At 40.6% G+C, this 13,557-nt stretch carries 11 protein-coding genes; 3 read left to right on the top strand and 8 right to left on the bottom strand.

Going from position 1 to position 13,557, the window contains the following annotated elements; all coding sequences use genetic code 11:
• Positions 1-60: 60 nt before the first annotated feature.
• The 3 genes from HLV59_RS13105 to HLV59_RS13095 all read right to left on the bottom strand — a co-directional run bounded on the left by HLV59_RS13105 (position 61) and on the right by HLV59_RS13095 (position 4,357).
• Positions 61-1,947: a feruloyl-CoA synthase gene (locus HLV59_RS13105; RefSeq protein WP_171430140.1), complete on the bottom strand. Its 1,887-nt coding sequence runs from the start codon at positions 1,945-1,947 to the stop codon at positions 61-63.
• An 81-nt stretch (positions 1,948-2,028) separates the two neighbouring features.
• Positions 2,029-3,480 (bottom strand): aldehyde dehydrogenase, encoded by a 1,452-nt coding sequence (locus HLV59_RS13100; protein WP_171430139.1) that lies wholly within the window; start codon positions 3,478-3,480, stop codon positions 2,029-2,031.
• A 37-nt stretch (positions 3,481-3,517) separates the two neighbouring features.
• Positions 3,518-4,357, bottom strand: coding sequence for a p-hydroxycinnamoyl CoA hydratase/lyase (locus HLV59_RS13095; RefSeq protein WP_171067916.1), 840 nt, complete (start codon positions 4,355-4,357; stop codon positions 3,518-3,520).
• A gap of 248 nt (positions 4,358-4,605) precedes the next feature.
• Here HLV59_RS13095 and mhpT point away from each other — a divergent pair, with 248 nt between their 5' ends.
• The 3 genes from mhpT (at position 4,606) to HLV59_RS13080 (ending at position 7,179) form a co-directional block, all read left to right on the top strand.
• Complete coding sequence (mhpT, locus tag HLV59_RS13090; protein ID WP_016141799.1) at positions 4,606-5,838, top strand: 3-(3-hydroxy-phenyl)propionate transporter MhpT; 1,233 nt, start codon at positions 4,606-4,608, stop codon at positions 5,836-5,838.
• A 69-nt stretch (positions 5,839-5,907) separates the two neighbouring features.
• Positions 5,908-6,363 carry a MarR family winged helix-turn-helix transcriptional regulator gene (locus tag HLV59_RS13085; protein ID WP_171430138.1) on the top strand — a complete coding sequence of 152 codons (456 nt, stop codon included), beginning with the start codon at positions 5,908-5,910 and terminating at the stop codon, positions 6,361-6,363.
• A 123-nt stretch (positions 6,364-6,486) separates the two neighbouring features.
• The gene (locus tag HLV59_RS13080; protein ID WP_079748314.1) at positions 6,487-7,179 is read left to right on the top strand and encodes a GntR family transcriptional regulator; all 693 of its coding nucleotides are present in this window, start codon (positions 6,487-6,489) and stop codon (positions 7,177-7,179) included.
• A 43-nt stretch (positions 7,180-7,222) separates the two neighbouring features.
• Here HLV59_RS13080 and HLV59_RS13075 read toward each other — a convergent pair whose 3' ends face one another.
• The 5 genes from HLV59_RS13075 to HLV59_RS13055 form a co-directional block, all read right to left on the bottom strand.
• The gene (locus tag HLV59_RS13075) at positions 7,223-8,167 is read right to left on the bottom strand and encodes a PDR/VanB family oxidoreductase (protein WP_171430137.1); all 945 of its coding nucleotides are present in this window, start codon (positions 8,165-8,167) and stop codon (positions 7,223-7,225) included.
• Between the two features lie 12 nt (positions 8,168-8,179).
• Positions 8,180-9,256, bottom strand: a complete 1,077-nt coding sequence (locus tag HLV59_RS13070; protein ID WP_171430136.1) for an aromatic ring-hydroxylating dioxygenase subunit alpha — start codon at positions 9,254-9,256, stop codon at positions 8,180-8,182.
• A 233-nt stretch (positions 9,257-9,489) separates the two neighbouring features.
• Complete coding sequence (locus HLV59_RS13065; protein WP_171430135.1) at positions 9,490-10,677, bottom strand: OprD family outer membrane porin; 1,188 nt, start codon at positions 10,675-10,677, stop codon at positions 9,490-9,492.
• Positions 10,678-10,689: 12 nt separating this feature from the next.
• Complete coding sequence (locus tag HLV59_RS13060) at positions 10,690-11,643, bottom strand: formylglycine-generating enzyme family protein (protein ID WP_171430627.1); 954 nt, start codon at positions 11,641-11,643, stop codon at positions 10,690-10,692.
• A gap of 25 nt (positions 11,644-11,668) precedes the next feature.
• Positions 11,669-13,354, bottom strand: coding sequence for an arylsulfatase (locus HLV59_RS13055; protein ID WP_171430134.1), 1,686 nt, complete (start codon positions 13,352-13,354; stop codon positions 11,669-11,671).
• Positions 13,355-13,557: the final 203 nt, after the last annotated feature.

Genomic DNA, 13,557 nt, shown 5'->3' with positions numbered 1-13,557 from the left:
AGGCAAAAGTGAGGCTAAGGCCCAAACCGAAGTTTGAGCTTCCTTTTTTATTTCAATTGTTTATTGCTTTAAGGTGGGCACTCGGATAATGAGCGGATTATCAGTCTGCTTTTGATAAAGCTCATCAATTAAAGCGGCACGACGCTTGGTAATATTGCTTTGATTGAGGTTACCTTTATCAGTCACTTCGCCTGCATCGAGTTGAGGTGGTTCTGTCATTAAATAAAGCATAGAGACTGTATTGGAGCTACCAGTCGTATCTTTATTAAAATTCGTTAAAAATTGGCGAAACCACTGCTGAACTTTAGGATGCTGTAATATCTCTGCTGGAGAATGTTCGCCCAGCTTAAGGCCTGCATATTGAGCACAAGCGTCTAGTTTTGGAAAAATCAGAAAACCGACAGCATTCAGGTTTGAACCGGTAATACAAACATCTTGAACCAGTAAATTACCTTGAATCAGTACTTTATTGCGAAGCGTGCCCACATTGACGAAAGTGCCTGTATTGAGTTTAAAGTCTTCGGCAATTCGTCCGTCGTACATGAGGCCTTTAGTCGGATCATTGACATCGACCAAACGAACAGCATCGCCAGTATGGAAAAAGCCTTCATCATCAAAAACTGTACTTTGCTGGTCCGCCTTTAAGCGCCAATAGCCTTTCATGACATGTTTACCACGAACACAAAACTCAAGTTTGTCGCCACATGGAACTAACTTAATTTCACATCCCGGAGCAGGGTAACCAATAAAACCAGCCATCACGCGTGGGCCAGTGGTAAAAGCACAAGAGGGTGCAGTTTCAGTCATGCCCAACCCGCTCATGATGCGAATTTTTTCTCCACAATGTTGCTGAGCAATTTTATCGAGTCGGTTCCAGCCCGCTTCTGAAAGTGCTGCACCTGCAAAGAATAAAATTTTAACTTTGGCAAAAAAGCGGTCTCTTAATTCTTCATCTTTTTCTAAAGCTTCAGTGAGTTCTTCCCAACCTTTTGGCACATTTAAATAAACGGTTGGAGAAATTTCTTTGAGATTACGAATGGTTTCGTCAAATTTTCCTGCAACGGGTTTGCCATCATCAATGTAAATCGTACCGCCGTTATAGAGTGCGATACCGACATTGTGACTGCCGCCAAATGTGTGGTGCCAAGACAGCCAGTCGAGTAGGACAGGCGGCGTTTCTTCAAACTCAGGGAAAGTCTGCAAAAGCATTTGCTGATTAACACACAACATTAAGTGTGTGGTCGGTACAGCTTTAGGTAATTTGGTTGAACCCGAGGTAAATAAGAATTTGGCAATTTGGTTTTCATCAAGGGTTTGGTAAAACTCTTGAACATTTGAAACTGGCGTATCTAACAGTGATTGAAAAGACGTGCAGATCTGATCACCCACAATCCCTTTATTCGTTACCACTTCAATGTCAGGTGTAATACATGCTTGAATGGCTTTGGCGAAAGCCTGACCGTCGCTGGCATAGACCATACCAGGTGTAAGTACTTCAAACACATGTTTGAGTTTGCCAAAGTCTTGAGAAATCAGAGAATAGGCGGGGGAAATAGCCGAGAAAGGCACACCTGCCAACATAGCACCCATAGACAGTGTTAAATGTTCGAGATCATTACCACTTAAAATGACGAGTGGTCTTTCTTGGCTTAAATTACGATCATGCAAAGCTTGAGCAATGTGCCATGCACGTTGTAGAACTTCTGCATAACTCAGTTTGACCCATTCGCCTTGAGCAATGCGTTTTGCTGCAAAAATATGGTCTGGTTTGGTTTGTGCAAAATGAATTAACCGATCTGTCAGTTTTTGTGGATACGGTTTTAATTGCTCTTTTGGGCTGATATAGAGCGTGTCATCTTTATGGTGATAATGAATATCATGTTGCCCTAATTTTACGAACCGTTCGCGGTCTTGTGATTGAGTGGCATTCATTTGCATTTCTTTCACTCCATGGAAAGCGCATCACTGCGCTTTATTTTTTGCATCATGCAATTTTTATTTAATATGTTGTTGTCCGCATTAGCCTGACTAAATCGGGTAATGACGTGATTGGGTTTGAATGGTAATCCAGCGTAGTTCGGTAAATTCGGCAACAGAGACTTTACTACCAAAACGTCCGTAACCACTCGATTTTGTTCCGCCAAATGGCATTTGAGCTTCGTCATGTACGGTTGCACCGTTAATATGACAAATACCCGAATCAATTTGTTTAGCGACTTCTAATGCCTGCGAAATATTTTGGCTAAACACTGCTGAAGAAAGGCCGAACTCGCTGTCATTTGCCAGTGCTACGCCTTCTTCAATGCTTGAAAAACGTTGAACTGTGCATACAGGTCCAAATGATTCTTCGCGGTAAAGCAGCATGTCAGGTTTAATATTAAGCACCAGTGTTGGTTGTATGGTGGTGTCTTCAATATGAATGCCTAAAGGTAAGTCAGCACCTTTGTTTTGAGCATCTTCCAGCAAATGCTGAATACGGTTTGCAGCGCGGCGACTTTCTAAAACACCGAGTACACTGTCTTTTGAAGTTGGATTACCTGCCTGAATAGAGCGGGTTTTCTCAATCAGTTTTTCAATGAACTGGTCGGCAATATTGTCTTGAACCAAAACTCGTTCGGTCGACATACAAATTTGTCCCTGATTAAAGAATGCTCCAAAAGCGACTGCATTTACGGCTTCATTAATATCAGCTTCATTTAAAACCACAACAGGAGCTTTGCCACCAAGTTCGAGTAAAACAGGTTTTAAATATTTAGCAGCAGTCTCGGCAATAATTTTTCCGACTTTGGTTGAACCCGTAAAATTAATGCGTTTCACGGCTGGATGCGACACTAAACGTTCAACAATTTGTGGCGCATCTTCAGCGGCATGCGTAATCACATTGACCACACCTTCACCTAGACCTGCTTCATGTAACACTTCACCAATGAGACGATGTGTTGCTGGACAAGCTTCAGATGCTTTTAACACAACCGTGTTACCACAAGCCAAAGGCATGGCAAGCGCACGTGTTGCCAAAATGACAGGAGCATTCCAAGGTGCAATCCCTACAATGACACCACAAGGAACTCGCACACCCATTGCAAGATTGCCTGGCACATCTGACGGAATGAGGCTTCCATCAATTTGTGTGGTCATCGATGCGGCTTCACGTAACATGTTAGCAGCAAGGTGAACGTTAAACCCATACCATGTCGCAGTTGAACCTGTTTCTTGCATTCCAGTTTCAATGAATTGCTCGGTCTTTTGGTCCATTAAATCGGCTGCTTTTAACAAACGTAAGCGACGTTCGGTAGGCGAGAGTTTCGACCATACTTTAAAAGCTTGTTGTGCCGAATCGATTGCACGATCAACATCTTCCAATGTGGCAGCAGCAGCCTTTGTTGCCACTGATCCATCAATAGGGCTAATACGCTCAAAAGTTGCCTGATTTGATGCATCAACAGATTGACCGTGAATAAGTAACTGTACATTTTGCATGGGTTGCGTCCTTACATTGCCATTAAAGAATCAAAAGTTAACCAGTACGTTTATAGCTCTGTAAACCCGGTTTAATTGATTTTTCATCTAAAAATTGTTTCAAACCTTCTTGGCGGCCATTTTCAGTATCGCGGTGGATGCATTGGTCAAGTTTGGCATATAAGTAGTCTTCGTTTTGGTCCCAAGTCAATTCACGGCAACGCTTAAAGCCATTTTTAGCCGTACGAAGCACTACAGGGTTTTTCTCAAGTAGGCAATTTGCAAGTTCAGTCACTTCTGCTTTTAGCTGTTCAAGCGGTACGCTTTTATTCACAAGACCCATGGTTTCGGCTTCTTTACCACCAAAGGTTTTACCCGTCATGATGTAATACAAAGATGCACGATGACCTACAGTGTCTGCCATTGCTTTGCTTACGAGGTTGCCCGGTGGGATACCCCAGTTAATTTCAGATAAACCAAAAGTTGCTTCATCTGCTGCAATTGCTAGGTCACACGCCACTAAAGGTGAGAAACCACCTCCAAAGCACCAGCCATTGACCATGGCAATGGTTGGTTTTGAATACATGCGAAGAAGTTGCCACTGCCAGCGACATGAGTCACGGCGAATACGTTCTTGGAAAATCTCTGGTTGAGTGTCGACTTCACGGAAATATTCCTTCAAATCCATACCCGCTGTCCAAGAATCGCCAGCACCTGTCAATACTAAAACACGCGCCTCTTGATCAAGCTCAAGCGTTTCGAGCACATCAATCATTTCACGATTGAGGGTTGGGCTCATGGCATTTTTCTTTTCTGGGCGGTTTAGGGTAACCCATGCAATTCCTTCTTCAACTTTAACATCTACTGTTTCCCAGCGGTTTTCATAACTCATCTTCATACTCCTTGAATGATTTTTTGCTGTTCTGGGATTTAATCTAATATCAGTTAAACTTACATTCAAGTCTTTTTTATAAAATTTCATAAATATTTTATAATTCATTGTATTTTAAATATTAATTAATTTTATTGATTATTTAATATAAAAATATGTTGATTTTTTAGTAAGTTTAACTGATATTTTTGATGTGTTTAAACAACAATACACAAAGGGCTAAATGGAACGACTAGTCAATAAAGGACAACACAATGGAAAAAATATCAGGACAGCCTTCAAGGGCAAAAATCACATTGCTACTGTGCTTTGCCATAGCAATTTTTGAAGGGTTTGATCTTCAATCAATGGGGGTAGCCGCTCCACGAATGCGGGCTGAGTTTATGTTAGACAATGCCCAAATGGCGTGGGCATTTAGTGCTGCTATTTTAGGAACACTACCAGGTGCCATATTAGGTGGTAGATTTGCAGATATTGTAGGGCGTAAGAAAATTCTGATTTTTAGTATCTTACTTTTTGGAATTATGTCTTTACTGACCGCCTATGCGGCCAATTTCAGCCTGTTACTTCTCATCCGTTTTTGTACCGGTTTAGGAATGGGCGGGGCACTTCCAATGATGATTACACTTGCCTCTGAAGCTGTGCCTGACCAGCACAAAGGGACAGCAGTAAGTATTATGTATAGCGGGATTCCTTTTGGTGGATTGCTTACTTCTGTGGTTGCTATGTCATTGGCAGGTGATGCAGAGTGGCGTCATATTTTCTATATTGGTGGGATTGCCCCTATTTTACTCATTCCACTGATTATGCGCTTTTTACCCGAGTCAAATGATTATCTGCAACGTAAAGTTCAAGCACAGAAAACGACACCATTTTTGGAAGTTTTGTTTGCTAAAGAACGCCGTATGTCGACCATTCAGCTTTGGATAAGCTTTTTCTGTACGTTGGTGGTACTGTATTTCTTATTGAATTGGTTGCCGTTACTGATGGGCGCGCAAGGCCTATCGAAACTACAGGCAAACTATGTACAGATGGGCTACAACGTTGGCGGAATTTTAGGTTCGATTCTCATGGGTGTATTGCTTGATAAATTACGCATGAGTTTTGTGATTAAGCTGATTTATCTTGGTATTTTATTTTCGCTGTGCTGTTTGGCAGTTTCTCCGACAGTGGCTTTACTTGCACTTTCAGCAGTAGGTTGTGGTCTGTTTATTGTGGGTGGACAATCTGCGTTATATGGTCTGGCTGCCATGTATTATCCGACCGAAATGCGTGGAACAGGAGTAGGTTCAGCGGTTGCAATCGGCCGTATTGGTTCTTTTGCAGGGCCTTTAATGGCTGGTTTTTTACTGTCGCTTGGACAAAGCTCGACCATTGTAATTGGTTCAAGTATTCCAGTGATTTTAATTGCAGCGATCTCTGCATTACTTCTTGTCAAAAAACCTAAACAGCCTGTACATTTAGTACAAAGCTCAGGTGCTCGCTAAGTTTTAACGAAAGTATGGGGTAGATCCTCATACTTTCACTACAGATTTTCTTATGATGAATGAAAGGTTATGGTACGTTCGAATTTAGTTCCAAAAAAAGTAGAAGATGAGCCTAAGTTAAGCTATATGATTGCTCGTGTTGATCGAATTATTAGTAAACATTTATCAGAACATTTAAAAGAGCTTGAAATTACCTTACCACAATTTACTGCACTTTCTGTTTTAGCTTCAAAAAGTAATTTATCTAATGCCAAACTTGCTGAGCGTTCTTTTATAAAGCCGCAATCTGCTAATAAAATTCTGCAAGATTTACTGATGAATGGTTGGATTGAGAAAAAACCTGACCCAACCCATGGTCGCCGTATTTTAATTACGCTAACTGAAAGCGGGATTGAAAAGTTAAGCAAATGCAATGAAGTGGTTTTAAAAGTCGAAGAAAAAATGCTTGAAGGCATTGATATTAACTTGGCTTATTTAATTCGTAATAATCTCGATATTATGGTGAATAATCTTAAAAACCTTTAATCGAGTGTAGTGTGTAGTTTAATTTCTTAAACTCAATAGAAATACTTAAGCACTGATTCAAACAGAAAATTTATTTCATTTTACAAATGAACTTGCTAGCATCGAAGTGACGTTTTTGGTGATGTGTGGCAGCGAATGTCTTCAGGACAACAAGTTTTACTTAAACTAAGAAAAATGATTATTTCAGGGGAACTTGAAGGCGGTGCCAGAATTGCCGAAATTCCGACTGCCGAGTTACTTGGGGTTTCAAGGCAGCCTGTTCGTATTGCCTTTCGCTTGCTCGAGCAAGAAGGCCTCCTCATTAAAAACCCAACTCGTGGTTACACGGTTCGTGAAATTTCAGAACAACTTGTTCATGATGCGCTCGAAGTACGCGGGGTGCTGGAAGGGTTGGCTGCGAAAACTTTGGCAGAACAAGGCTTAAGCGAAGAACAGAAAAAGACGCTACAACATTGCATTCAGGAAACTGAAAAACTTTTTAATGAAAAAGACGAGTTTGGCGATGCTGAACTAGAACGTTATCACCATTTTAACGTCATTTTTCATGACACCATTATTGAAGGCGCGCAAAACGTCGCACTTATACAAGCCTTAGCGAAAAACAACCAATTGCCTATGGCTTCTGCCCAAGCCATTACCTATGACCAGAATCAAGCTTTGTCGGAATATCGCCGTTTGCACTATGCACATTTACAGCATTGTTCGATTTTCGATGCATTGGTACATCGTCAGGCAGGGCGTGCTGAAACTTTAATGCGTGAACATAGCAGTGTAGTGATTTTGGGTGAAACGCTAAAAAATGTTCTCAATGTTTAAAATGAAATAAGTTCCTTTATTTTCGAATAAAGGAACTTTCGAGTTAAAGCTCAATCACAAGATTTTTAGTTTTTGCACGAGAACAGCAGGGTGTAAATTGGTCGTTCAAAGCATGTTCTTCATCGGTCATGAACATATCGCGATGATCTGGCGTACCTTCTACAACACGGGTAATACACGTACCACAAATACCTTGTTCACACGAAACAGGAATATCAAAACCATTTGCAATTAATGCTTCAGTAGCAGTCTGCTCTGGTAATACTTCAATTCGACGGCCTGTACCTTTAACTTCGATGGTAAAAGCTTCATCGTTGGACGTATCTACTTTTTGAGCGACGAAATGCTCTTGATGTAACTGTTCGCTATGCCAACCCGCTTGTTCAGCCGAGCTCATGACAAACTGCATAAACCCTGTAGGGCCACACACATATAAGTGTTTATCAGGTGAAGCTTGGCCCAAAACCTCTGCCATATTACATTCGGTGTCTGGTTGGTCTTGAATGTGAAAATGGACTTGTTCACCAAAATGCTCGGTTAAGTTGCCATAAAAGGCAATCATTTCATGACTACGAACAAAGTAATGTAATTCAAAAGGAATATTGGCGGCTTTAAGTCGATATGCCATCGATAAAATAGGGGTAATACCAATACCACCCGCAAATAAAACTGCCTGTTTGGTTTGAGGGTGAATTTCAAATAAATTACGCGGTTCACCAATTTTTAAGTGGTCGTCTTCGCGGTATTCAGTGTGGATGCAGCGTGAGCCACCGCGTGAATTGGCATCATGTAAAACGCCAATCACATAACGGTGCTTTTCAGTGCAGCAGTTTGAAAGTGAATATTGGCGGGTGAGACCGTTTTTCAGATGCACATCAATATGCGCACCTGCCTCAAAACTCGGCAGCTCCGTACCATTTGCTGCAACCAATTCAAAAGCACGAATGGTCGGGGTGAGCTGGTGAATTTTTTGAATAATAACGTCCATGTTCATGCTCCTTTAAATAACCCGAATGTTTGGAAACTTCTGTGCGGACATTTCAGGAGGTGTTTTATTTTCTTCGGCAAGTAGTCGCTCAATCACTTTACGAGACTGTACACCGCCTGCGTCGATATTGAGCATCAGTAACTTGCGATGTGGATTGTTTAAAATATTTTGCTGCTGTTGCTCAAGCATTTCTAAATCTTCAGTAAAGATTTTGCCTTGGCCTTCACGAATTTGATCGGTGAGTTCTGCATTGTCAGGCTGGAAGTTACGTGCCATTCCCCAGAAATACCAATGTGAAGTTTCAGTCTCTGGCGTAATAAAATCGACCACAATTGAGGAAACTTTTTTGTCATTTGGTGCGTGATAACCACCATGTCCAGCATGTGCTACACCTACTTCAATATGGACATTACTTGGCGCAAAGAAGTGACAACGTTGCCAACGATCCACAGGTACGTCATCTGCCAAATGATTGCCGCGAAGGGCCATTTGCCAAAATGGAGGTGCGATCACATTTTCCATATAGCGTTCGGTAATCACATGGTCACCGTCAACTTTAGTGACAGGTAATGATTCATCAATCTCTTTTTGCCCAATACTGCTTGAGTGAACATAGGTTTCGTGGGTTAAATCCATGAGGTTGTCGACCATCAAACGATAGTCACACTGGATGTGAAACAGGCCTCCGCCATAGCTCCATTCAGGATGATCTGCCCATTCTAAAGTTGGAAGTTTTGCTTCATCTGCTAAAGCTTTCTGACCTGGCCATATCCAAATAAAACCGAACTTTTCAATAACTGCATATGCTTTGTTGCAAGGGAAACCGTTTACACGTTGGGCTGGCATGGAAACTGTTTTTCCATCACAACCCATGACTAAGCCATGATAACCACATACGAGGTTGCCATCTTCGACATAACCAAGTGAGAGTGGGGCGCCACGATGCGGACAAAAATCTTCAACGGCTGCAACTTGGTTTTCTTTACCACGATAAAAAACAATTTTTTCACCACAGATCGTACGACCTAATGGTTTATCTTGGATTTCTTCTGGGCGGCAGGCTACATACCAAGCATTTTTAATAAACATTGTGACGACTCCTTATCACTTATTGGATCCAATTTATAATAAATAAAAATAATGGTCAATTGATAAGCAGTATATTTTTTAAAAAATATTGTTCTTTGAAATTGATGGAATTGTATTTTTTTGTTTGCTAATAAAGGATTTTGTATTTGTTTGAGTTTTAGAGGTTAAATTTTTATTAATCTTAATTTGGATCCATAATGGCTGTGGTTGAAGCCATTATGGAGAGTGATAATTTAGAAATTAACCGTGTAGTGAAGCATTATGCGCTGTTCATCCAGACTTTTGCCATGTTTGGTATCGTAGTTAATATTTAAGAACAGGAATTTAAGATTTTTAATCCAAGCATTAAGATCATACTGAATCAACACATCACTTTCTTGCTCAAAATCATTTTGTTTCATGGTTTGAAAAGAGTCGCCATAAATATATTTATAGGTCACTTTTAGACCCTTGATATAGTCTTTAAAGTCATATGAGGCAACGAAATGATAAGACTTTTCATCTGCTTTGGTAAACGCGCCTAAGGTCCAGTTCACCATATGGGGAATGGGCATATTATCGAGTTTTGGAATACCATCTTTGCCAAAGTTTTCTTGATAGCCGATGCCAGTTGTAAAGTTGCCATGTTTGATGGAATGCATGGCCCCTATAGACGTGTTGTCATATTCACCAAGCTTTGATTTCCCGACATCGTCGTGGCGAAACACACGTAATTTTGTAGTGTGTTGCTTTGTCCATTGATAATCAAAAGCAAAGTAACTTTGATTAATTAGATCTGTTAAGTAACCATTATAAAATTTCCAATGGTATCGAGGTGTTTTGCCATCCCATTGAAAAAAATAGAGTCCGTCAGACTCATATTTTGAAATAGCCAGTTTGTGGTAGTCCTCCTCATTTTTTGGGGAATAACGGTTAATCAAACCTAGCTCGAAATTTTGTTGCGTTGTCTTATATTTTAATTCCAAGCCTTTATAGTTCACGCGTAATTGATGTGTGTCGACTTGTGGTGTAAGTGGTGAATCAGGTGTGATTTCACCTATATTCATCCGAAAGTTTTGATATTCAACTCCAGCACCTAAGCCATATTTAACTTGATCTTGTGCTTGTTTCTTAGTGTTAGGGTCAAAGGGTATGACCATATCATTGGTGTGTTGGTCGCTACTTAGGCGATAAGCATATTGAATGCTTGGATTGAGATGTAGCTGAACCTCATTAAGTTTGGTTGACCAGTCACCACGATAGATCAAGCCTTGACTTAAGCTATGAGTATCGGGGCTAGTGCCATTTTCATATTGTCTGTCGAAGTTGAATGTTTTGAGTGTGAGTGTATTTTGAAAATTAACATCTATTTCGCTATGAGCTAAACAGCAGGCAAGGGTTGTCCCTGAGAATAAAATCCCATAAATAAAAATATGCTTCATTTTTAAATCCGTTTAAAAGCGTTTTACTGTTCTAAATCCGACATGGCTGGTGGCAAGGTCGAGTTCCTGTGGATGCCTCGCGGCAGCACGATAACGCGCGCAATAATTGGTTGCGCACAAATAAGATCCACCTTTAATGGTGTATTGCAAAATCTGTTCGTGACTTTGCCGATATTTCGATGGATCTCCCATATGATGATCTCGTGGGCCGGTATAGGATGTTTGCGTCCATTCCCATACATTGCCAATCAAGTCATATAAACCAAATGGGTTTTTACTAAAACAGCCAACAGGGGCAATATCCTTAAAACCATCTTCCTGAATATTTTTATAAGGAAATTCGCCTTGCCAGAAGTTGGCTACAATATGTCCTTCATGAGTAGGGCCAATATCGGAGTTTTGCTGAAAACCTTTGGCTGCATATTCCCACTCAAGCTCGGTCGGTAAGTCGTGACCTAGCCAGTTTGCATAAGCGTAGGCATCATTCCATGTCACCATGCGAACGGGCTCGTGAGGCGCGGGTTGTTTTGGATTATTTAAACCCCATGGGTGTTTCCAATTGGCGCCTTTTTCAAATTTCCACCATTGTAGCTCTTCAACTTGATGATCTGGCTGTACAAACATAGCTGCACCACCTTGCTTTTCTGCATCGGTGACATAACCTGTTTGTTTAACAAACTCTTGAAATTGAGCATTGGTGACTTCAGTTGCATCAATTAAAAAAGCGGGTACTGAAGTTGCTTGTAAGTTTAATGGGCGTTCATCTTCATAACCTTGTGTGGTGCCTAAAACAATTTTTCCTTGAGGAAGTTTGACCATCCCTGCTTCTTTATTTTTAGACCAACCCGAAGGAAGGCCCGAATAAGAATTACATTTAGCTTTGCTGCCTAAGTCGGGCAAGGTGGTCTGTTCTAGTTGAGGTGTGGTTTTTTGGCATGCACAAAGTAAGAGGAGCGATGAAAGCATCATGATCTGTTTCATCTAGTTTTCCCTACTTTTTGTTGTATTGCTCAAAATCAACAACACCATTTTCATGTGCATATCTTAAATATTTATCGTTTAAGACTTTGGCGATCTCGCGATGTTCTGCGTAAACATTACGCTGCTCGTTAAAATCTGTTTTTAAATTGTAGAGTTCCCAGCCATGGCTTTTAAATTTAGAAGGTGAGTTTTCAACGAGTTTCCATTCATCAGTTTTGGCGTAGCGGCTGCCATGTAATTCTTTGAAGTCATAATAATTAACAGGACGAATACGAGCCTTATTGTTTTTAAAAGCAGGAATCAAGCTAAAGCCCGACGGTTTAATTTTAGTGCTTGAAGTTGGATAAATTTGATTATTTTGAATACCTGCTAGTTCCATAACAGTTGGGAAAATATCTCTAACTGTCGCAAAGTTATTGTTGATTCCATGTTCTTTAGAAATTTGCACAGGCGATTTAACAATAAATGGAACTCGTACACCACCTTCTGAAGCAGCTGACTTCCAGTGGGTAAATGGTGTGCTACTTACTTCTGCCCAGCGTGGGCCCATGTAAAGATATGAGCTCGCCTTACCTATATTTTCATAGCGATTGTCGGCATCGCCCATTGGGAAATTGTGATCACCACCTTCAGCACCGTTATCTGACATAAACACAATCAAAGTGTTGTCATATAAATGATGCTTTTTAAGATATTGAATAACATCACCCACGCGGTCGTCTAACTGAGTGACCATGCCAGCATAAACTTCCATTTTGCGCGCTTCATATTTGCGTTCTGGTGGGGTGAGTTCATTCCAGCTTTTGGTGCCTAAAGCTTGGTTGCCACGCTCGACTGGGTATTCTGCATTTGCAGGAATTAATCCTAATTGCTTTTGCTTCTCAAAGCGTTGTTTGCGAATTGCATCGTAGCCTTGATCGTATTTGCCTTTATATAAGTCTCTATAATGAGCAGGTGCTTGTAGTGGCCAGTGTGGAGCGGTATAGGCTAGGTAGGCAAAAAATGGTTTCTGCGCTTTATTTTTATCTAAGTACTCAAAGGCTTTTCGTGTAAAAAAGTCGGTTGAGTAGTAGTTGTCAGGCAAAGTAACCCTTTGACCATTTTCAGTGTACTGGGTATTGCGCGGATAGTTTTTAGGTTGGTCTTTAAAGTGTAAATCGAAGCCATCGAGCAGGGCAAAAGATTGATCGAAACCGCGGGCTTTAGGGTTTTGGTCGGGAGCATAGCCTAAGTGCCATTTACCGACCATGAAGGTGTAATAATCTTTAGTCTTTAAAATTTCTGCGAGTGTGTAAGCATTTTGCGTTAAGTGACCTGAATATCCATCAATTTTGAGTAGTGCGCGTGGGCTATCGGCTCCAACCAATTTTTCTTGTCGTTTTGAAGTTTCATACATGGCACCTAAACCGACCAAGTGATTATCTGCACCCGTCATAAGCTGCGCACGAGTAGGTGAACACATTGATGAAGCATGAAAATTAAAAAGCATTTTTCCTTGCTTTAACAGGCTATCAATATGAGGGGTTTTAATTTCGCCACCATAAGCACCAATATCTGAAAATCCAAGATCATCAGCCAAAATAATCATGATGTTAGGTGGTTGTTGATTTTTTGGAGGTGCTGCTTGCGCTGTGTAAAACAATTGGCTGGCAAAAAAAAGTCCCAATGTAAGCTGGCTTACTCTTTTGAGTTTCATAACAACAATCCTTTGAAGTTTTAAAAATGCATCTTGCATTCCATGAAAATGAACTGAGCTTTTTTGGCTAAAAAATGCTCTGGAATCGATCATAATAGATTTTTTAATATGGATCCATAAAAATATTCAAGCATCCTAATTTTATGTTTTTAATAATTTTATACTTATATAATTTATGTGTTTATATACTTTTTAATAATCCA

It is taken from the genome of Acinetobacter lactucae (assembly GCF_013122135.1).
Taxonomy (GTDB): Bacteria; Pseudomonadota; Gammaproteobacteria; order Pseudomonadales; family Moraxellaceae; genus Acinetobacter; species Acinetobacter lactucae.
This window is presented reverse-complemented; position numbering and strand designations above follow the sequence as displayed.

Coding starts and splice junctions, on each gene's coding strand:
- HLV59_RS13055 (WP_171430134.1), bottom strand. CDS start 13,354: ATGAAACTCAAAAGAGTAAGCCAGCTTACATTGGGACTTTTTTTTGCC.
- HLV59_RS13070 (WP_171430136.1), bottom strand. CDS start 9,256: ATGTTTATTAAAAATGCTTGGTATGTAGCCTGCCGCCCAGAAGAAATC.
- mhpT (WP_016141799.1), top strand. CDS start 4,606: ATGGAAAAAATATCAGGACAGCCTTCAAGGGCAAAAATCACATTGCTA.
- HLV59_RS13095 (WP_171067916.1), bottom strand. CDS start 4,357: ATGAAGATGAGTTATGAAAACCGCTGGGAAACAGTAGATGTTAAAGTT.
- HLV59_RS13065 (WP_171430135.1), bottom strand. CDS start 10,677: ATGAAGCATATTTTTATTTATGGGATTTTATTCTCAGGGACAACCCTT.
- HLV59_RS13075 (WP_171430137.1), bottom strand. CDS start 8,167: ATGGACGTTATTATTCAAAAAATTCACCAGCTCACCCCGACCATTCGT.
- HLV59_RS13060 (WP_171430627.1), bottom strand. CDS start 11,643: ATGCTTTCATCGCTCCTCTTACTTTGTGCATGCCAAAAAACCACACCT.
- HLV59_RS13085 (WP_171430138.1), top strand. CDS start 5,908: ATGGTACGTTCGAATTTAGTTCCAAAAAAAGTAGAAGATGAGCCTAAG.
- HLV59_RS13100 (WP_171430139.1), bottom strand. CDS start 3,480: ATGCAAAATGTACAGTTACTTATTCACGGTCAATCTGTTGATGCATCA.